The organism is Rhizobium sp. BK112, from assembly GCF_014193215.1.
In the GTDB taxonomy this organism is placed as follows: Bacteria; Pseudomonadota; Alphaproteobacteria; order Rhizobiales; family Rhizobiaceae; genus Rhizobium; species Rhizobium anhuiense.
In genome coordinates this window covers 46,984-68,294 of the sequence record NZ_JACHYZ010000019.1, presented here as the reverse complement: position 1 = coordinate 68,294, position 21,311 = coordinate 46,984, and the positions used below count along the sequence as shown (strand labels likewise).

13 protein-coding genes are annotated in these 21,311 nt (G+C 56.8%); 4 read left to right on the top strand and 9 right to left on the bottom strand.

Annotated elements, in window-relative coordinates; genetic code table 11:
- The first annotated feature begins 277 nt into the window (after positions 1-277).
- From FHT75_RS32600 to FHT75_RS32590, 3 genes are all read left to right on the top strand, one after another.
- Positions 278-727 (top strand): hypothetical protein, encoded by a 450-nt coding sequence (locus tag FHT75_RS32600; RefSeq protein WP_143541155.1) that lies wholly within the window; start codon positions 278-280, stop codon positions 725-727.
- An 89-nt stretch (positions 728-816) separates the two neighbouring features.
- Positions 817-1,173: a hypothetical protein gene (locus FHT75_RS32595; protein WP_183845731.1), complete on the top strand. Its 357-nt coding sequence runs from the start codon at positions 817-819 to the stop codon at positions 1,171-1,173.
- Positions 1,174-1,348: 175 nt separating this feature from the next.
- Positions 1,349-1,726 (top strand): hypothetical protein, encoded by a 378-nt coding sequence (locus tag FHT75_RS32590; RefSeq protein ID WP_097623547.1) that lies wholly within the window; start codon positions 1,349-1,351, stop codon positions 1,724-1,726.
- 772 nt (positions 1,727-2,498) lie between these two features.
- Here the strand turns inward: FHT75_RS32590 and FHT75_RS32585 are convergent.
- The 9 genes from FHT75_RS32585 to FHT75_RS32545 form a co-directional block, all read right to left on the bottom strand.
- Positions 2,499-3,608: an HlyD family type I secretion periplasmic adaptor subunit gene (locus FHT75_RS32585; RefSeq protein WP_245445235.1), complete on the bottom strand. Its 1,110-nt coding sequence runs from the start codon at positions 3,606-3,608 to the stop codon at positions 2,499-2,501.
- A gap of 246 nt (positions 3,609-3,854) precedes the next feature.
- Positions 3,855-5,330, bottom strand: coding sequence for an HlyD family type I secretion periplasmic adaptor subunit (locus tag FHT75_RS32580; RefSeq protein ID WP_097623546.1), 1,476 nt, complete (start codon positions 5,328-5,330; stop codon positions 3,855-3,857).
- A complete protein-coding gene (locus FHT75_RS32575; RefSeq protein ID WP_097623545.1) occupies positions 5,327-7,522 on the bottom strand; it encodes a type I secretion system permease/ATPase in 2,196 nt (731 codons plus the stop codon). Before FHT75_RS32575 ends, FHT75_RS32580 begins: the two co-directional genes overlap by 4 nt.
- Before the next feature lie 66 nt (positions 7,523-7,588).
- On the bottom strand, positions 7,589-15,145 hold the full coding sequence (locus tag FHT75_RS32570) for a hypothetical protein (protein WP_245445234.1): 7,557 nt from the start codon (positions 15,143-15,145) through the stop codon (positions 7,589-7,591).
- 1,314 nt (positions 15,146-16,459) lie between these two features.
- Entirely contained in the window at positions 16,460-17,569 is a 1,110-nt protein-coding gene (locus FHT75_RS32565; protein ID WP_143541153.1) for a hypothetical protein, read from the bottom strand.
- A gap of 27 nt (positions 17,570-17,596) precedes the next feature.
- A complete protein-coding gene (locus FHT75_RS32560; RefSeq protein ID WP_097623540.1) occupies positions 17,597-18,007 on the bottom strand; it encodes a hypothetical protein in 411 nt (136 codons plus the stop codon).
- A 104-nt stretch (positions 18,008-18,111) separates the two neighbouring features.
- Positions 18,112-18,921 (bottom strand): lysozyme inhibitor LprI family protein, encoded by an 810-nt coding sequence (locus FHT75_RS32555; RefSeq protein ID WP_143541152.1) that lies wholly within the window; start codon positions 18,919-18,921, stop codon positions 18,112-18,114.
- Positions 18,918-19,085 (bottom strand): hypothetical protein, encoded by a 168-nt coding sequence (locus FHT75_RS32550; RefSeq protein WP_179877584.1) that lies wholly within the window; start codon positions 19,083-19,085, stop codon positions 18,918-18,920. Before FHT75_RS32550 ends, FHT75_RS32555 begins: the two co-directional genes overlap by 4 nt.
- Positions 19,086-19,261: 176 nt before the next feature.
- Positions 19,262-20,409 (bottom strand): IS3 family transposase gene (locus FHT75_RS32545; RefSeq protein ID WP_097623646.1). Its coding sequence is split into 2 segments (ribosomal slippage): positions 19,262-20,160 and positions 20,160-20,409, totalling 1,149 coding nucleotides; the frame shifts between segments, so codons are not numbered across the junction.
- Positions 20,410-20,504: 95 nt separating this feature from the next.
- On the opposite strand from FHT75_RS32545, the gene FHT75_RS32540 reads away from it, so the two are divergent.
- Positions 20,505-20,984 carry a hypothetical protein gene (locus FHT75_RS32540; RefSeq protein ID WP_143541156.1) on the top strand — a complete coding sequence of 160 codons (480 nt, stop codon included), beginning with the start codon at positions 20,505-20,507 and terminating at the stop codon, positions 20,982-20,984.
- Positions 20,985-21,311: the final 327 nt, after the last annotated feature.

Sequence of the window (21,311 nt, the reverse complement as noted above, 5' to 3'; positions counted from 1 at the left end):
TTTGCCACCTACACCAGCATACTCACAATGGCGATGATCGGCATATATTCTTGGCTTCCCATTTCTGCTGGCTGCCCTCGCACGCGCGATCCGCTGTTCGCCGGATACCTGTGGAGCAGTTGGGCTCGTATTCGGTTTGTATGGCCGGATGTTTGGCGGTCTAATATACGGCATCGCGATGCTAACCGTCATATCGGCTCGCTGCAGACGCGCTGGATTGAGTTCTTGGTGGGTTGTCGCGTCCCTTTTCTGGCTGTTTGCCGCTCGTGACGCTCTGATGGCAGGTCTGAATTTGTGGGCAATCGGCGTTTCCTTGGGAATCCTGTCGTTCCAATGGCCGATAACGCTGATCATCTTCTTCGCCTTCGTTACGTTCCTCTCGCTTTGGAGAGGCCCCGACGAGAACGGAAGTGAACCACCGCGAAAGAGCTGGAAGACGGCACAGGTGAGCGCGGCACTATCTGCGATCATAGGTGCCGTCCTGTGCATTCCACTGTTTGTGACGCTTGCGCGGATTGGCGGATTGAGGCTGATCAGTCCACTAAGCGTTGTCATGTTTCCCCAACATTATCTCTACGTCCGCATCGGGACGCACTTCATCACCTTCACGACCGCGCTTTGGTTGTTCCTGTTGGTTTTCGCGGGCGCGTTGATCCACATCCTTGTTTCGCAAGGTCGGGAAAACGTCGACATGCCTCCAACGAGATTTTCGAGCCGGGTTTCGTAGAAGGGCGACAAGGCTTCCGGGAGCCACGCCCACTGACGGGGGTAAGTTGCCGACCTCGTCACAGATTGCATCATTATCAAGAGAGAATAATGCAGCATCTTAAAGGGCTAAGCACCGTACTTGTGGCAATCACGCTCCTGTCCACCCCAGGCCAGTTCCTTGGAGGCCAAAGCGCGGATGCTTGCGACGATACCGCGCGATATGGATTGATTTTCAACCTGGCCTTCCACACCGCAGATATTGACGACAAGTGTCACGTGCTTTCCGTCAGCGAACGCCGGAAAATCGATGAGACGATCGATGATCTCACTTCTTCCAATAAGCTCGGCGTTCTCAAGCAGCCATTGCTGAGAGGACGCAGCCTGTACAAGGCAAGCTGTGCCGATAAGGATTGGGTTCGTGATTGGCGGAATTACGCAAAAACCGGCTATCTGCGCGAGAAGTAGGCCAACCAGTTAATATGGATTCTCTCAGATCGAGCTTGCTTGAGGCACGTCGCCGGAACGGAACGCAGCGACGCGTAGTCGGCCTTCGTGAACTCGCTTGCATTTATATGAATTGCCAGGAATTCAGTCGCACAACCTGTCGGTTTGATGGGTGTGACAAATATGGAGGTGATGAATGCAACTTCTCTCTTTGCTAATCCTTTTCCGTGACGGCTTTGACGATTTGACTGCGCTACAAGCCGCGCTTGCCCAGTACCGTGAACCCCTCAGGCAGGTCGCTCCGGACCAGTTGAAATTCGGGGCACCGGTTGAACTGGATGTTCAATTGGCCAGCGAGAGCGATGTCCTGATTGAATCCCAAGAGATAGCAGAATTTTTCCCTCATAAGGACAGTAGCGCAATTGCTCTATGCAATCAGCGTATCGAACTATCATGGGACATGAAAGCCGATCCTGGCTTGATCACAAATCTCATTGGTTTTGGGGAGCCTGAGATACGTCGTCTGGTCGGCAAGTGCTGGACTTTCGACCCCGCCGGGGGCGTGTGGTTTTAGCCGCCCCGCAAACATAACGGCCGGTTTCCTATGGCTTGTTGTGACCAATCGACCCCTCCGATGCCGCTGCCGTAATCGCAGGGTGGGGCCGGACGGCGTCAAAGGCAGAACATCCGAAAGGGCGGCATGCCCCTGGGAAGAGTTCAGTCGCGATGGGTTGCTCCGCTAAGGCATAGGAACCTCTGCAGCTCGATGCCTACTGCCCTGCGAACTTGAATATCGGGTGGGCATCACGGACGTGGAGGCCCCACCCCTTCAAACCGCATGCAATACAGACGATACTGTGTCGTTTGAGGAACGCCTGCCGCCCCTGGCTAACGGGCAAATAAAAAAGGCCGGGGCGAAATCGCACCGACCTTTCCAACATCGCCCTTCACACCAGTGCCAGTACATCCGTGGTCAAAAGCAGATAGCAACTTCGGCAGTCGCGAACGCTCGCGTGGAGCACTAACCAGCAACGCCGATGACATTAGATAGCGTCGGATTGTGTTCAATTCAAGTTGCCCGGCAAGAAGCTCCGCCAATCCACGGACCGCCATCGAGCGGGCGTATCAACCGTGTCTTGTGGTCCCATTCGTGAACCCGACAGGCCTCACCGATTAGAGACTGCACACGCCCCTAACTCAATCCTCGACGAACGCATGGTTCGTAGAATCCAGCAAAGGCTTGATCAGGTAATCGAAGAACGTTCGGTCTTCAGTGCTGATAAACACCTCGACGGCCATCCCGGGATGGAGGTCGTCAGTGGCAACTCCATTCGGCAGGCTCCCCGTTATCTGCAGGAGAGCCTTGTAATAGGGTTGCTGCGTTGCCTCATCCACAAGCCGGTCAGCTGACACCTGTTCCACAACCGCACCACCTCCGGTGTCAGTCGGGCATCGAGCGCCGTGAAGCGAAGTCGCGCAGGCTGGCCGGAATGGACGACATCGATGTCTTTCGGCTGAACCTTCGCCTCTACAAGCGGGCGGTCAGTCGTCGGAAGGATTTCCATGACCTTCTCCCCGGGGCCAATGACGTTGCCGACGATGTTGTAGGCCGAAGTCACCACGATGCCGTCCGAAGGCGCTTTGATTACGGTCCTTTCCAATACCGCGAAGGCAGCCGCGAGCTGTTCTTCCACATCGCGCACAGAGTTCTTGGATTCATTGAGTTTCGTGACGGCTTCTTCGGTTCGCTGGGTCCGCAAGCGTTCCACTTGTTCCTTCGCCTCCGCGATTTGCGAGCCAGTCGTTGCCTGTTCTGAGGCAATAGCGGCCGACTGCCCGAGAAGATCGGCGTCGATGCGCAACAGTTCCGTGTAGTCCGATCGATTGATTAGGCCTCGCTCAACCAGAGACTGTTTTCGTTGCAGCTCTTCTTTCACGACCTCCGCCTGTTTTTGAACGGCAGCCTTCTGCTCACCCAAGCCGTCTCGGGTCTCGTTAAGCTGCTCGAGGCGCTCTCCAAGGATAGCCTCTTCGGAGCGAAATCGAGCAAGGCGGGCGCTGAATTCTTTCTGCTCCTCGTTGATGATTTCGGTCGGATCAACATCGATCGGCAGCTGATTCCCGCAGTCGGTTTCAGCCAACTCAGTTACCCCGTCACGCTCCGCTCCCAGACGCTCAATACGGATGCACAAAGACAGCCACTGTTTTGCAAGGCGGTTTAGCTGGGTACGGGCGGCCGTGTCGTCGAGCACCATTATCGTATCGCCGCGGTGCACGGCGTCGCCCTCGCGGATTGAAATAGAGCGGACAATCCCTCCTTCGAGATGCTGCATTTGGATGTTTCGCCCTGCTGCGGCGATCGTTCCCGCCGCTACCGCAGCTCCTGAAATGGGAACTGTCGCGCCCCACAGCCCGAAAGTGCCGCCCATCAACACTATGGCACCGTAACCGATCAAAGCAGGGGTCCTGGCAGAATGTCGGAGCCTGCTCTTCCAGCTTCACCAGCCGTGACGCGAAATCGACGACAAGTGCGGGAGGTTCACCGGTTGCCGCAGTGAATGAGCAAAGGAGTTGTCCAAGCGTCTCCTATCCCATTGTCTTGGGATTTTCACTTCCGAAGGCCGCCGCTAACGGCCACATCGGTCGAGCAACATGGGATTCAAGTCCCAAGCTACGGCGTGAGGCTGACACTGGTAGCGGTTTCACCTTTCCTGCATCGCTTCGGAGCTAATCTCAGCCAGTGGCGAGTAGAGATATTCGAGGATGCGGCGGCTGCCGGTCTTGACCTCGACGGTGACGGACATGCCGGGCGAGAGCGCGACGCGCGTTCCATCGATGTCGATGCTTGCCAAATCCGGCCTGATGGTGACGGGGAAGACCAGGTTCTGGACGCGCTGGGCGTTGCCGATCGGGATCACGCTCTGGAGCTCCTTTGCCGGCTGGCCTTCGAGCTGCTGTGCATCCGGTTCAGGAATGGCGTCGGCTGCGACCCTAGTGACCTTGCCATTTAGGATGCCATAGCGGGTGAACGGGAAGGCCTCAATCTTGATCACAGCAGTTTCCCCTGGCGAGACGAAGCCGATGTCCCGGTTCGGCAGATAGGCTTCGATTTCGAGTGAGGCATCATCCGGCACGATCCGCATCAGCTCCGCGCCCGCGGTCACCACCTGGCCGACCGTGGTGATGGCGGATGTCTGGACGATGCCCTTGATCGGGCTTTTGATCGTCATCGACTCCAGCCGCTTCGTCGCCTTGACCAGCTGCTGTTCTTTCTCGTCGATCTCCCGCGATGCCGCCGCTTGTTTTTCGGCATTGTCGGCGACGAAGGTCTTGATGGCTTTCAGGCCTTCGCTCGTCGCCGCGACGATCGCGGTCTCCGCCTCCGCCCGCTGACCGATCTGCTCGGCAAGCGTTGCCTCTTCCCTCTGCCTGACCTCGACCGCATCGATGACGCCGGATCTCGAACCAGCACTGAGATCGACGAGATTCGAGCGCATCGTCACGCGGTCCGTCAGTGTCGCGACCAGTGCCTGCTGTGCGGTGACCATCTCGCTGTATCGCTTCACCGCAGCGAATTGCTGGTTGCGCTGAGCGGAAAGGCTGTCGAGAGTCGATGCAAGCTGCTCAAGATCAGAATTGTAAAGCAGCGTTTCGCGCGTCCGGATGTCGGCAGGTATGGAATCGGCGAATTCGGGGACGATCTCAATCCGGCGTGTCCCGCTCCAGAGATCGCCATGCTGCCAGGCATTGACCTCAGCCAATGCCGCGCCACGCCGCGTGACCTCGGCCCGCAGTGCCGCGAGGCTGGTGGACAGCGTGTTGACCTCGGCGCGTGCTTCGGTCGGATCAAGCTCGACGAGAATGTCTCCGGCGTCCACCTTGGCGCCGTTTGCGACCGGGACCGCGATCGTCTTGCCGACCTCGATCGACTGGATCACCTTGACGCGTCCGGTCGGCTGGATCTTGCCCTGAGCCGTCGCCACGATGTCGAAGGTGCCGATATAGCTCCATGCCAGCGCGCCGACGGTGAGCAGACAGATGAACCAGATCAGCGCCGTGCGGATCGGCGAAGCCGGCGTTTCCAGGATCTCGAGTGCCGCCGGCAGGAACTCGTTGTCCACCGGCAATCTCTTGCGGGGCTTCGGCGGAAGCGGGGGAGGCTGAACGGTCTGGTTCATGATTGAACCGGCCCCGTCTGCAATTGCCACAGATGGGCATAGAGCCCGTTCGGACGGGCAAGCAGCGTCTCGTGGGTTCCCTCTTCGACGATGCGTCCGTCCTTCATGCCGATGATGCGGTTGCAATGCCGCACGGTCGCGAGGCGGTGGGCGATGATGATGACGGTGCGGCCGCGGACGATCTCGCGCATATTGCCGAGGATGATGCGCTCGCTCTCATAATCCAGCGCGCTTGTCGCTTCGTCGAGGATGAGGATCGGCGGATTGGTGGCAAGTGCGCGGGCGATGGCCAGGCGCTGCCTTTGGCCGCCGGAAAGATTGGCGCCGCGCTCCTCGATCAGCGTGTCGTAGCCGCGCGGAAGCTTGGCGATGAACTCGTCGGCGCCCGACAGTCGCGCCATCTGAATGGCGGCGGCCCGCGACATGGCCGGATTGACCATGCAGATATTGTCGTGGATCGTCCGGTTGAACAGCATATTCTCCTGAAGCACGACGCCGATATTCGACCGCAGCCAGGCCGGATCGACCTGGGCGATATCCTGGCCGTCGACGAAGACCTGGCCGTTATTCGGGATATAGAAGCGCTGCACCAGCTTGGTCAGCGTCGACTTGCCGGAGCCGGAGGGGCCGACGATGCCGATGACTTCGCCCGGCCGGATCGTAAAGGTGATGTCCTTGAGCACGTCCTGGCCGTCGGGGGAATAGCGGAAGTTCACCGACTTGAAGCCGATCGCGCCTTTCGGCGGCGGCAGGCTGACGGCAACGCTCGGACGCGGCTCCTGCGGGGCGTTCAGAATATCCGAGAGCCTGGCGATGGAGACCTGCACCTGCTGGAAATCCTGCCAGAGCTGCGACAGCCGCAGGATCGGCTGGGAGACCTGACCGGCGATCATGTTGAAGGCAACCAAGGCGCCAACACTTAATTCACCGTCGATGACCGCCTGCGCGCCGAAGAGAAGAAGCGCGGCCGAGGTGATCTTGTTGACATACTGGATGATGTTCTGACCCTTGGCCGCCAGCATGGTCGCCAGGAAGGACGAGTGCACATAAGCGGCCAGCCGCTCCTCCCATTGCGAGGAAACCACTGGCTCGACCGCCGAGGCCTTCAGGGTCTGAATGCCGACGACGGTTTCGACGAGCAATTGCTGGCTGAAGGCGCCGCGCTCGAACTTCTCGTCGATCCGTTCCTTGAGGAAGGGGCGGATGAGAAACCCGATCGCGACGTAAAAGGGAATGGAGGCGACGACGATCCAGGCAAGCTTCGAGGAATAGGAAAACAATACGAAGATGAAGATGATGGTGAAGATCAGGTCGAGGCCGGAGAACAGGCCCTGGCCCGTCAGGAAATTGCGGATGGTTTCGAGTTCGCGGATCCTCGCGACCGTCTGGCCGGTGGCGCGGGTCTCGAAGTAACTGAGCGGCAGGTTCAGGAGATGGCGGAACAGCCGCCGGCCAAGCTCAACGTCAATGCGATTGGTCGTGTGCGACAGCGCATAGGTTCTGAGATATTGCAGCACGACGTCGAAGAGCCCGACGGCGGCAAGGCCGACGACGAGCACGATCAGGGTCGAATAGCTGCGGTGCGCCAGCACCTTATCGACGACGACCTGGAAGAACAGCGGCGTCACCAGCGCGAAGATCTGGATGACGAGGGAGGCGATCAGCACATGGCCGAACGCCCGCCGATAGCGCCAGATCGCCGGCAGGAACCAGCGGAAGCCGAAATTCTGCTGCGAGGCGCCGGGGCCGGCAAAGCGGCGCTGGACGAGGATGAACTCGCCCGAAGTCAGCGCGAGAAGCTCCTCGGCCTCGATATTGCGTGCGGAGAAATCGATGGGATTGATCAGCCGATAGCGCCCCTCGGCGGCCAAGCCGGCGAAGACCGCGAAGGTACCGTCCTTCAGCGAGACAAGTGCGGGTGCAGGAAGCGTCGCCAGTCGTTTGGTCTGAGTGGCACGGACGGTGCGCGCCTTCAGGCCGATGATCTTGGCCGCCCGCAACAGATCGTCGCGTGCAGCCGGCTCGGTCAGCGCAAGCTCACGGCTCAACGTCTCCGGACGTGATGCGATCCTGAAATAACCGGCAACAGCAGAGATCGCCGCCAGTCCGCTGTCGGCGATTGCTGCTTCGGATGCACCGTTGCCCTCCGCCGACATCGCGTCGCGATCGGGCGCTGTCTGAATGTCTACCATGTGCGGGATCAACGAAAGGCGGATATGCCGGCGCTGCAAAGCGCCGGCGTGAGGCGGGAGATATTGTTATGCGACATTGGCCGCCTGACTGGACCGTACGGCAAGCATGGCGTCACCGACCAGATATTGGTTGGTGCCGTCAACGGTTTGATAGGAGCTGGTGCCTGAGATCATCGAACCATCGGCGAAGGATTGTGTCCCGTCGCTGCTCGGTATCAGGTTGATCAACCGGATACCGGCGGCCGTCATCGTCTGCAACTCGCCAGCATCGCTGACGCCGTTCTGGTTGAGATCGCGCCAGACCCTGAACTCGCTCCAACGCTCATCGTTGAGGTCGAGGACGTTATCGTTGTTCGTATCAAAGGCGAGGCGCAGGCCGTCAAGGTCCGAGGTCGACTCGTTACTCCAGGCGCCAAACGCCAGTTCCAGCCCCTGGTTAATCTTTCCGTCAGGGCCTGCCGTTCCATCGGCGGCGAGGTCAATCGCGAGGAATCCGTCCTGGGGGCCGACCCAGGCTGATTCATCCGCTACCCCATCACCATCCCAATCGAAACCTACCGATGTGGCGAGCGAGTCAAGAGGGCGAAGATCAACATGGCCATCGCCATTCAGGTCCAAAAGAACGGGACTGGTTCCTCTCGCGATGACACGCCCCTGCGCATCATATTTTTTCCACCAATCCAACTTACCACCCTGGTCGGAATGGTACTCGTATTCTATGCGGGTACCATCGTCAAAATAGGTGTCCCCGCTGGTTCTGACGCCGTACCTGTCATAGCGGATTATGAGCGTTTTCCAGATCTGGTTATTCAGATAGTCACGGTATTCGTAGTACCACTTCTTGGCCTCATCCATTTGCGTGAATATTTGCATGAGGGCGCTGGAGGATGAATATGATTCAGTCTGAAATTTCCAATTCTGACCGTTACCGACGTCATAAGTCGTCTTATCGGTTTGACCGCTATCGAAGGTCGTTTCTTCGTAAGTTGTCTGCCCTGCGCTATTCTGGATCACGAGACGGTATGACCAATTTGCAGCGGCCCGGTCCCACGCCTCATAGCGCGTGCCGCCGTTGTCGTAATAGGTGTTCTGCGCCGTGAGTTGACTGCTGGCATTGTAGGAATAGTCGATGCGAGACCATGCCGCCGCATTGGCGGGATCGTAGCTGGCGACATAGCGTATGCCGTCATCATTGGTTTGATCGACCCCGATCAGTCTGCCGGCAGTGTCATAAGACTGCTTGATAGTCGACCATGACTGGGTGCCGGCGACATCATAGGCGGTCTTCGTTCCGTTGTCGGCCGTTTCAAGCTTGTAAGTCAGCTGTCCAGCCGCATTGTAGTTCTGTTGAATCTGCGACCACGCCGCAGCATTCGATGGATCGAAGCTGATCTCGATCCGTGTGTTGTCGTCGTAGAACTGCTTTTCCAACGTCTCCCTGCCGGCAGTGTCATATTGCCGCTCGATACTTTTCCACGTGTTCGCACTCAGCGGATCGTAGAAAGTGACGGTCGTCAGCAAGCCGGCCTTATTGGCATTGGCGACGCTCAGTTGCTGGCCGCTCGCCCCGTCGTAGGTCGTCGTCACCGAGCTTCCATCAGCGGCGAAGATGGTCTGCGCGGTCTTGCGGCCAGCCGAGTCCGTCGTGAGGCTTGAGACAAGCGAGCCGAGCGCGGTGACTTCAACAACGTTTGTTTGCGTCATCGAGCCGCTGGCGTTGAGATCGACTTTGGTCAGGGTGATCGAGCCATCGGCATGCGTCACCGCAGTCTCGGTATGATCGATGGTGGCGTTGTTGCCGGCATCCTTCGATAGCTTGGTAATCAGGCCATCTGCACTGGTCGAGATCGTGCCCTTTGCCGTCACCGTGCCACTGGCGTTGGTTTCGGTCACCGCCGTGACGATAGAGCCATCGACTTGGATGGTCGATTGCATGACGGTCTCGTAAACGCCGTTGCCGTCATAGTCGTATTTGGCGATCTTGGTGCGGCCATCCGCTGAAGTCGTCGTCTCGATCTTCGCGGCGATCGCCTGGGTCCAATAGACACCACCCGGCGTCAGGTTGGAAACCAATCGCGCCGTCGCGTTGTTGGTGACCAGGGAAACCGAGGCGCCCGTGGAATCGACGGTGACGGTTTCGCTCTGATCGTTCGTTCCGTCGCCGTTGATATCCTTCGACGTGGTCCTCACCCTGCCGTCGGCCGACGTCTGGATCGTCGTCCTGGCGGCCAGGGTATTGGCCGGGAGATCGGTATCCGAGATCACCGTCGTGCTGCTTCCATCGGCATTGGCTGTAAAATTCGTCACCCGCTGACGATCGATCGTGCCGTTGCCGTCGAGATCCCAGGTGGTTGTCGTGAGGCGGCCGTCGGCGGATACGACAACGGTCGACTTGTCCTTGACCGTTCCATCGGCTTTGAAGTTGGTCGTCACCGATGTCTGAATGCCGGAATTGGCAGTAACCGTCTCCTGACGCTGATCGACGATGCCGTCGCCGTTGCCATCTCGGTCGATGGTGACAGTCAGCTTGTCGGCACTGGTGAGCGTGACGATCTTGCCGATCAAGGCCCCACCGCTATCCCTAGTCTCGACGGTTTCGCGAATGGCGCCGTCCGCCAGCACCGTGGTCGTGTCGGTAACGGTCTGGTTGGTGAAGCCCGGACGCTCCTGGCTGGATGTTATGATCAGGCCGTTCGCGCTTGTCGTCGTGGTGGTCCTGGAGATCAGCGAGCCATCGGCCGTCCTCTTGCTTTCCACCGTCCTCGTCTTCGTGCCATTGGCATTCAAGACTGTGACATCGGTCGCCGTCTGGCTGTAAGAGCCGGCACCGGTCGGGTCGATCTGAGCGGTGATCGACAACCCGTTGGCACTGGTGGTGACGAGGGTGCGGCTGGTCAGCGTCGTGCCGGTCAGGTTGCTGATCGTCTGCGTCGTCGAGCCGTTGGCATTGAGGACGGTCACGTCGGTCCGGCTCTTGTCGAAGGTGGTGCCGCCACCGGTGCCTGTTGTATCCCACTTAGTGGTAACGGTCAGGCCGTCTGCCGAGACTTCTGTCAGCGTGATGCTTTTGGTAACACCGGCGACGATATCCTTCGTCGTGGTTGCCGTGCTGCCATTGGCTTTCAGAACCGTCGCGCGGGTCGTCTTCTTGTCGACCGTAGCATTGCCGTCAGTGTCGTATTCGATGGTCTGCGTCAAGCCGTCGGCAGAGGTGGTAATAGTCTTCGAATCCTTCAGCGCGGCGTTCGCACCGAAGTCGCTGAGGGTTTGGACTATCGAGCCATTGGTTTGCTTTGCTGTGACAGATTTTTTATCAACGATGCTATTACCGTCGACATCGACGGTGACCGTGGTCGTGAGGCCGTGAGCTGCGACCGTGGCGACGGTCTTGCTTTCCAGCGTCGTCCCATCCGCCTTGAAGTATGTTAGGGTCTGCTTCGTGCCGCCATCGGCGTTGAGAACGGTGACGTCGCTCATGGAGCGAACCGTCGCGCCGCTGGCATCGGCCCAGCTCGTCGTCTTGCTCAAGCCGCTGGCGTTGACTTTGGCCGTCGTGCGAGAGATCAGCGCATCGCCGATACCCGATTTCGAGATTGTCTCGGTGCGGCTGCCGTCCGCGTTCAGCACCGTGACGTCGGTGGTGACCAGTTCAAAGATCCCATTGCCGTCGAGGTCGGAACTCGAGGTCTTCGACAGCCCGTCATCCGAAGTGGTGACGACCGCCTGGCTTTCGAGCGTGCCAGCAGCATTATATTGTTTGAGGTCGTCCTTCTGCGTTCCAGCGTCGTCGATTGTGATCGTTTCTACAAAGTCATCAACGTTGTCGCTATCGATCTTGGTCTTCACCGTGGTGGTTTTCTGGTCGGCGCTGACTGTGGTGATCTTCTGCGAGATCAGTGTGGTGTTGGTGTCGGTCGCCCTCACCGTTTCCGTGGTGGTGACCGATCCGAGCGGATCGAGTGGCGTTTTCTTCCACGACAAAATCTGGTTGACCGTGCCGTCGCCGTCCAAATCGTAGTCGGTCGATCCAGAAAGGCCGTTGAGATTGGTCGTGACTTTGGTTGTTCCTACGAGCGACGTTCCCCGATAATTCGATACGGTCTGGAACTGCAGTCCATAGGTGTCGAATGTCGTGACATCGGTCATCTTGGCATCGACCACCTCGTCGCCGTTGATGTACTCGCTCGTCGTGATCGACATGCCGTTGCCTGACGTGACGATGATTTTCTTGTCGAGACGCGTGGCATCGCTGCTCGTCAGAGAGATCGTCTCGGTCTTGCTTCCATCGGCATTGAGCACCGTTTGGTCGTTCGTAATCCGGTCGCCGACGCCGTCGTGATTCAAATCCGCCGATACGGTCTTGGTCAGGCCATTGCCGCTGATGTCGGTGATTGTCGTACTGATCGTCGATGCATCCGCAGCGTATTGCCGTTCCCAGATATTGACATTGCCGCCGACCGAGACCGTTTCGACCCGGCGCGTATCGGTCCTGCCGTCGCCATCCGCATCCGTCACGATGGTGGTGCTGCGGCGATCGGCGCTGACGTCGGTGACGATCTGGGTCTTGAGCGTTCCGTCCGCGTTCGTGCTCCTCACAGTTTCCTTCCGCGCTCCGGTGGCGTCAAGAACGGTGACGCTTTTCGTCATGTCTTCGAAGACGCCGTCGCCGTTGGCGTCGGTCTTGACGTACTGGGTCAGACTATCGGCCGATGTGTTGGTGAGAGTCGTGGCAATGGTCGCGCCGTTGGCGTTCTTCGATGTCACCGTTTCAGTGCGGCTGCCATCCGACCACGTGGTAATGACGTCCGTCACCACGAGATCGTTGACGGTATCGCCGTTGACGTCGGTGCTCGTCGTCTTCGACAAGCCGTCGGCAGATGTGACGGCCACGGTCTTCAGGACCAATGAGCCGTCGGCGTTGAGGGTGCGGACCGTTTTAGTCGTCTTGCCATCCGTCCCGACCACAGTCTCGGTCAGCCTGTCGGTCTTGGTGTCACCATTCACATCCTCGGTGACCGTGATCGACTTGCCGTCAAGACTGGTCTTCGTGATCGTCTGCGACAGCAGCGTACCTGTTGTCCCGGTCTTGGTGCGATGCTGGACGGTCTGCGTGCGGTTGGTGGCATCGATCACCGTCACATCCGTATCGGTAAAATCGATGACGTTGTCGGCGTTAACGTCGCTCGTTGTGGTCTTCGACAATCCGTTGGCGGTGGTGATCGTTGCCGCTTTCGAGCGCTTAGTGAAGGACGCATTGGTATTGTAGACAGTCGTGTCCAGGGTCACGTCGCCCGATGCCGCGACCGTCGACGTGGTGACGGTTTTGGTTTCGGTCGGGCCATTGCCGTCCGAGTCCATCTCTGTGGTGATCGTGCGTCCGTCGGCGCTGGTTGTCATGTTGACGACGGAGAGAACTTTGCCGTTCGCGCTGGTCTCCTTGGTCGTTTTCTTGCGAGTGCCATCCGCCGCGACCGTCGTGGTCTCGGTGACGATATCGTCATAAACCCCGTTGCCGTCGAGATCGAGACTTGTCGTCTTGGTCAGGCCATCGGGGGAGCCGTTGACGGCTGTTCCAAACAGGACGGTGCCGTTGACGCTGAGCTGCTGCGTGGTCGTCGTCGTCGAACCATCGGCGCCCTTCACGAAAGTCTGCCGCTGATTGGCGATGCCATCGCCGTCTTGGTCGAGTGTCGTCGTCACGGTCAGGCGGTCAGCGCTGGTGACCGTTGTCGTTCGGTGGGAAAGCGATCCGTCGGCATTGAAGTTGGACACTGTCTTCGTCTGGACGCCCGATGCATCGACCGTCAGGACATTGGTCTGCGAGCGGTCGAATGTGCCGTTGCCGTCATCATCGAACTGGGTCTGTACGCTCTTTCCGTCGGCGCTTGTGGTGACGACGTTGCGGAAGGCGAGGCTGCCGTCCTTGTTGTAGGCAAGAATCGTTTTCTCAACCGAGCTATCGACCTTCGTCACGCTGCTTGTCTTGACGATATAGGAGGCATTGTCGGTTGCCAGCGTTGCATCGCCGACGGCTCCCGTCGTGCCGTCAGCACGGGTGAAGGTCGTGGTTCCGGTGATAGCGGAGCCATCCTCAAAGGTTTGGCCGCTGCCCTTCGGCGTCAGGTCGATAGAGGTGATGCCGAGGCTGTCGAGGGTCACCAGTTGGCCGTTCAAGTCCACTCGGAATTTCGACCATTGGGCATCGCCAGCATCCAGCTTGCCGTTGCCGTTGGTGTCGAAAACATGCTTCAACGCCTCAAGGTCGCTCGTCGCAGAAGAATCCCACTCGGTGAAGGCGAATTCGCTCGAACGGCTGATCTTGCCGTCACCGTCGGCATCCAGTACGAGAACGCCGGTGCCTGTTCCTGCCCAAGCCGTCTGATGCTGGTAACCGTCGCCGTCCACGTCAACGAACTTATCCGAATCGTCCAATGACGTAACCGACAAACCGTTACCCGCGATGTCGAGAAGCACAGGTTTGCTTTTCTTGCCGCCGTTGTCTGAACGCTGCCCCCATCCAGATGACGCGTCCATCCAGGTCAATTCCCAATGTACGGTCAGTCCAAGAGTTAGAACGCCATTATCATAGTTACCGTATTCTTTGCTCGCATCTCCAACCCGGGTCCATCCCCATCCCCCCTGGCGGGAATATGAATCCTCTGTACCTGACCAGGCATCTGGCGCACCGCCTGGCGACGACGGTCCGTCTTGATAGTATCCATAGTTCGGGAGAGCCGAAAAATCCTGAATTGCTGCTGGTGCCAACGGTGCGACAGAAGTCATCGGTGCCGGAGCCGTCAGTGGGGTCAACGAAGAAGCGGTAGTGACCGATGAAGGAGTTAAGAGCGCTGGGAATTGAGGCAGCGCCCACGAGCCGCCAAGCTGCATGCCGGCGTTGATAATGGCAAGATTGTTCAGATGCTGTTGCCCACCATCTCCATGAAGGTCGAAATCGAATTGGGCACCGGTTTTTTTTGCATCGGCAATTCGCTTGTCGATATTCTGTGAAAGTGTGTCTGGCTTCATCTTATAAAACATGACACGCGCGGCGTCTTGTTCGTCTGATGTCAATCGGTTCCAGGCCCCTGAGTCTTTGGAACTAAAGAAATTGTCAGCCTTTGCGATAACGAGCCCCGCAAATGCGAAGGTTGCATCGGTGTCGACAAAGTTTTCCAAATCCATTGCAAGCTTGTAGTAGTTTCCGTCATACTGCTTGAGGTTGAGCGGATCGTCGCTGGCCCCTTGGTGCGCAGCAATATAGTCGTTAAGCATGTCAATGGCGGTTGCAATTTTAATATTGCCTGGACCAACATCGATCAAGGCCATATTATTGAGCTTGCCTCCGAAACGTTCGACACCTCGTTTCAAGCCATTGTAATTATCGGCAAGGTTTTTATTATTACCCCAGAATTTCACCCAACGGTCTGCGAAATTCTGGACGGCACCTCCTCGGGTACCAAAAGCAAGATCCCGATTGTACCTCGTATCAAGCTCGTTGGCGACTGCCCCCATGAGGGCAAGGGATGAAATCCCGAGCTTATTAGCAACGGTATTGGCTTTGAGTGCATTCTGTACGATAAAGTCTGTCGTTCCCTGCGTGAAAAGCGATGTCGCTTCTGCCATGGCATGTCCTCTTGAAATTACTCGTTGTTAATTGCGTATATAACCAGGGCGGTCCACGCTGAACCAAGTATAAGTATTGCAGACCAAATACACATTAACCGCCTTAAGGCGCCATCATTCTTCCGAAAGACCTGTATTAAGACTGCCAGGACCATTAGCAAGTAAACCTGGGGTGACACCACCAGTATTTTTGCAAAGATACCCTTAATGCTGAAGATACCGGAGATTTCCTCATGCACGCTTTGATAATAGGCTCCCTGCCTTAGGAAAGTATACAAAGATATAAAGTAGAAAATTGAAATTGCGATTATAAATAATCTACACAAATCTTTTCTATTCATGAATTAAATCTCACACAATCGGCTATTTTACTTGGCATACATTATTTGCCGAGTGAAAAGACATTCGGAGCCTGATAATAGGAAGGAAATGCGCCAAAAGCGGGAGGCGCATGCGATAAAGATGCATTCAAATCGAGCGGGCCGGGTTCAACCAAGGATAACATTTGAGGGCTCATTTCAAGGTCCCGCTGACGCCGCTTTGCCGGGATGATTCAATAGATCAACAAGGTTCTCACACGCTGGATTCCGAAATCACGCGCGCCGCAACTTTCGTAAGTAGTAAAAGTGGAGTTGGCAAACAGGTCAAAACGACACTTTTTGAAACGGAATATTGAGTACACTTTCGCTTTCAAAGATATCCAACTGAAACTCCGGAGTGTAAGAAATCAACTTAATGACGAAATTATTTTTGCTCGCGGCAGTTGTCAATAGCCTTCAGTTTAAATTATTTCTTTGATAGCCTGTAATTTTTGAGCTCACGGAACTCAAGTGAAGAACAAGCGAACGGGGCCAAAGCCAAGAATAATCCCCATCGGCGTGATCAAATCTTTCCAACTGGAGATGAAATCTTTTTATTAATCGCATATTGAAATGCTTCTCGCACTCCGCTTCGTGGTTGCGAGAAGCATTCAATGGCTAGACAAAACCTGGTCCGGATTATCTAACGGGATATACGTTAAGTGATTCCGTGTTACTCGCGGCAGCCAACCACTTGGCGTCGCCAAACCTTCGGGGAAACCTCCACCCGAGCTATCTCAGCAGAGCGATGAGCCCACTGGCGCGAGAATTTTCAAACGATCGAGGTCATCGGAAGCGATTGGTCTGGAAAGCGCGACTTGGCACTCGTCCCTGTCGACCTTTTTGACTATTGCCGCGGCAGCCGGAACAGGGCAGAGACCCGAGCAGATGATCAAAAGCAGCAGCAGAGCAATGGCCTGCTGTCCACCTGCCGAGCAACTGAACCCAACGTTTTTCAAGGCCCGTTCTCTTCGATGTCTTTGTAGCAAGCGTCGAGAGGACCGATCTCTCGCTTCGCGATTGCGCTCCAAATTCCATTCGCGAAGTCGAAATACTCCATGATGCATTTGCCGCTGTCATATGAGCCCCACTGCGCCACCATCAGGCGGCTGTCGAGCTGGTATTTGAGGGTGAGATACATGTTGTCTTCACCACCTCGCGGAAACGAATATGGTCGACCGGTTTTGTTGCTGGCGACAATCACCGCTGAGCAGCCCGTGCCGCAGCCAAACTGAATCACTGAATATTCACCCGCAAAGCCCGGTCCCCCAGCCATTCCTTGTCGGATCCGAGTGCGAAAGTCCCTGAAGTGAGCGTTGCTCCCGGAAAAATCAGGCTTCGCTGTCTTACCGCGATAAACACGCTCTACCGGGAAGTCGGCGGTTTCAGGCTTCCTGGACGCGGCCTGTGGGGATTTCGGTGCTTGATCCGAACCGCTCCCCGGCCAGTCTATGGCGGAATAGTTGGGCGACTTAGTTTTATCGCTGCCCCAGATCGTTTCGAGATAATCCTTTTCGCCAACGATGACCGCTTCAAGTTTTGCTATGTCGCCAACGTTTGGGTTTGAGCCCTTTTCCTTGATGGATTTTACGGTCACGGCAGAAACGCTAGTCACGAACGTGGCGATAGTGCCCGAATCGTTTACCTCGTACGAATTGAAAAGCGCGAGTCCGCCGTCAGGGGTTGGAGTTGCGGGAGGACGATCCTTGAAACTCATCCCGTTGCTTCCGAGCTTGGTGCGGATCTCGGTGAGGGTGGTCTTGCCGAATTCGAACCCTTCGAAGTCCGAGAAGGCTCCGGCCGTTTCGCCTCCCCAGTCCGTCTCCAGGTAGACAATCTTGCCGGAGGCTCGATGGTACGTAACGGAAAGCTCGTTGCCGCCCGAAAGCTTGTACTTCTCAATCGTGTGGGGACCCATTGCCTCTGTCGCGACCGGACGGCTGCCTATGCTGACGAGTTGCTGTCGATCGCCTCCAACTGACACGCCGGACATCGACTGAGCAAAGGCTGTCGATACCGTGGAAATCATAAGGGCGGAAAGAGCCGCTGCGAAAAGATGTTTCATCGAGTACGGGTCCCCTGCCGGAAAAGATCAATCGGATACTGAGACGTCGATCCAGCGGCCAGCGCCCTGGCTGCCGTAAATATCCACGTCAATCCAGACATTCCCGCGAACGATCATGTTGGCGGCGTCCCTCGTCATTGTGCCGTTGCGAAGCATCTGTTCAAGCGCTTGGCGGTTGACCGGATCTGCAAAGAACGTATCCGTCTCGTCATCGCGGTCGCGTACATCGTATTGATGGAAATTTGCTCGGTCTTGCCGAATGATCTGCCACGGCTGCGTCAGCCTTGCGCCGGTTGAGTTAAACAGGTCCGCCTCACCGATATAGGCTCGGTAGCTTTCGACTAGGCCGTTTCGATGTGTTGCAGTGACCCTTGCCTGAGCATGCGCAGTCCCGCTCATGGCCGCTACACCAAATAGTATCAACAAAAGTTTTTGCATGGTGCCCTCTTTCGAGGACGTTCGTACTCAGAGTTGTAAGAATTGACTAGACGAAAAAGCGCACCTGGTTAACACCGACGCCGAGAGCCGCCTGAAACAAGAGCTTAGCGCACCCTCGTCGGGCACAGCTCCTTGAACTGGTCGATTGCAACGGGATAGCCGCTGGCCATGCTCCCATCGAGCGGCTCATTGGTATCCGGGTCGATCAGCACAAAGTCATTTCCCATCGTGCCAGCGTTGGTGGCGGTATTTCGCCCGAAGAAAACATAAGTTTGCCCTGTAATCGTCGTAAAGCGTCCGGTCTTGCAGTCGCCTGTGAACTTGTTTTGAAGATCGATGGCCAGCTCGTCTTCAATGCACTGATCCGTTACCTTCAGAACGTAGTCACGGCAAAACGCAACTGCGTCTTCGCGGCGGTGTTCGATCTGGATGACGGCCCGGGGCGTATCAATGCCTGAGCGAGACACCACTGAGACCTGCATCCCGGCGCGAGAGCCGTAGTAAACCTTGTCTTTCCGATCACCGTCCACCGGCTCACCCAGGATGATTGACTTGTAAGCGCCTACGGCCTTTGTCATGGTTGTCTTCAAGCAATCTATATCCGCGCCACACGCCCGCCGTTCCGCCAACAAGGACCGCGACAATGGTTTGACGACCACTGGCGCCTGTCTGCGAGCCTCCCTGAAGCCCGCTGCCATCGCGTCATCCAGGCCCGAAAGCTCATCGTTGGAGCAAATGGCATGCTCATCGGCACTGGACGCCTTCCGGCAATCGAAGCTAGCCGCGGAAGCCGGGCTCGCTGCAAACGCAGCCCCCATGATCAAACAGACAAAAATAAGCATGCCGCTACGGACAAGCCGCTCTGGCCATGCATAGCTTTCGGGCGCAGGGACTTGAGTGTCCATCATTGTCATTGATCCCGCCTGAGGTGGAATTTGCTGTCGTCGGAGACGTCTTTTTCCAGGGTCATGGTGCAGCGCCAGTCCGAACCGCAAATGATCACCGGTTGGATCTCAGAAATCTGCCAGGCGTCAAACTTCGTCTTCTTGACGCCCGCAGCGCTGTCCAGGCCGACCAAACTTCGCACTCCAACTCCCTCAACCCCAATCGTCCTAAGAGAGCACGCCGCTGAACCACACTCAACTTCAATTTTTCGGCTATTGCAAAGCGTAACGATCTCGCCCGACAATAGATTGACCGCATCTCGATCAATCCCGCATGAATTGGCCTGCTGCCGGTTTATCGGACACGAGATTAAGCTAATCCCACCTTGGTTTCAAAGTCATTTGGGCTGAGATACCCCAGTGTCGAGTGGCGACGTTTCGGGTTGTAGAAGCGCTCGATGTAATCGAACACGTCCGCTCTGGCGTCGTTCCTCGTGCGATATACCTTGCGTGCCGTTCTCTCCGTTTTCAGTGATGAGAAGAAGCTCTCCATTGCTGCGTTGTCCCAGACATTTCCGGAACGGCTCATCGAACAGGTGATGCCGTGGTCGCCCATGAGGCGCTGGAACTGCTCGCTCGTATATTGGCTACCCTGATCGGAATGGTGCAGCAGCGCGTCCGGTTTTCCTCGACGCCAGATCGCCATGATCAGTGCATCGGTGACGAGTTGGGCCGTCATGTTGGCATTCATCGACCAGCCAACGACACGGCGTGAGAACAGGTCGATGACTGCTGCGACATACAACCAGCCCTCTGCGGTCCAGATATAGGTGAAGTCAGCCACCCACTTCTGGTTCGGACGGTCCGCTACGAACTGGCGGTCGAGGACGTTCGGCATGATGACGGCACGGTCACCGGCATCCTTTGGCAAGCCACGCCGTCTTGGCCTGGCCCTGAGCGCATTCAAGCGCATCAGCCGCTCTATACGATGGAGGCCGCAGGATAACCCCTCTTCCAGCACATCGTGCCAGACCCGTCGAGCACCATAAGTGCGGTCGCTGGACTTGAAGCTCTGCGTGATCTTGTCCAGCAAGAGCTCATCATAGCGGGCGTGTTCGCTCGGAGAACGATTGAGCCAGGCGTGAAAGCCTGATCGGGAAACTCCCAGCGCTTCGCAGAGCCATGCCACCGGCCAGATCGAACGGTGCTTTGCAATGAACGCGAACTTCATATCGCGTCCCTGGCAAAGTAGGCTGCGGCCTTTTTTAGGATATCGCGCTCCGCCTTCAGCTTGGCGACTTCACGACGGAGCCGCTCGATCTCAAGCTGCTCCGGCTTCATATGCCCTTTTCCAGGAAACGACTGGCTGGGATCGTCGCCGTATTCACAAACCCATTTGCGCAAGACATTCTCGTGGACATCAAGATCACGAGCCGCCTGCGCAACAGTGACCCCACGTTCCCTGACAAGCTTCACAGCCTCAAGCTTGTACTCGCGGCTGAATATTCGTCTTTGCATTCATGCTCTCCGGTTTCAGGAGGAACACCTTAACTCGATGTCCATGAAACCGGCAGCAGGCCACCCAGCCATTACGCAGTGCGGTTGAGGCGGACTTGGAGCGCTTTAATGGTAAGCTTGCGGAAGACGTCGCAGCAGTTTGCTATTTTTACATGCTGCCAAATCGTAGCGTGATGTCATCGCTTTTCGCACGCTCCGTGCCAACCATCGAGGCGAAATGTATTCCTTATGTTTACCCCGCGCTAGGATGGCTTTTTTCAATATTGCTGCAGCTTAACAAGCCACGCATCGATGACGCACTTATCCGAATCAGAATAGTCTTGGAACAAACAGATGGGCGGCTGTCGGATGGACGATCTTATATCTCTGGAGAACTGCTCACCGTCGCTGATGTGGCACTAGCTAGCGCTTTAGCGCCTTTGCTGCTGCCGGCTGAATATTTCGCACCAGTACCGAAGTATGAACAAATGCCGCCTGAACTCAGAGTAATTGTAACAGACCTGCGGGACCGGCCCACGGCGATGTTAGTCCAAAAGCTTTATTCAGGATTTGCAGTGAAGCTAAACGAACGCTAGTTGGCAGACTCGCTCGGCGAGCGTTGTCCCCTCGGCGCGCGCATTCGCGGAGCCGCTGAACCTGACGGAATAAAGGTTCGTGCGGATGCGTGGAGAAGCTTATCTGTTTATGCCGGGCCGGAGCGCAGTGCGATTTCGCGCTCAATCTAGCAGCAATTAACAGCGCTCAAACGACCCAAAAGGACGCTGAGCTTGCCGAGGCAGAAAGACGAATGAAACTCCGCCGTCGATGACATTCACTTTGCCAATAGAAATAGCCACGCACCACAGGATATCCATGAACCGGAGAGGAAAATGCTTACACGTTCGACATGTATGATGCTCATC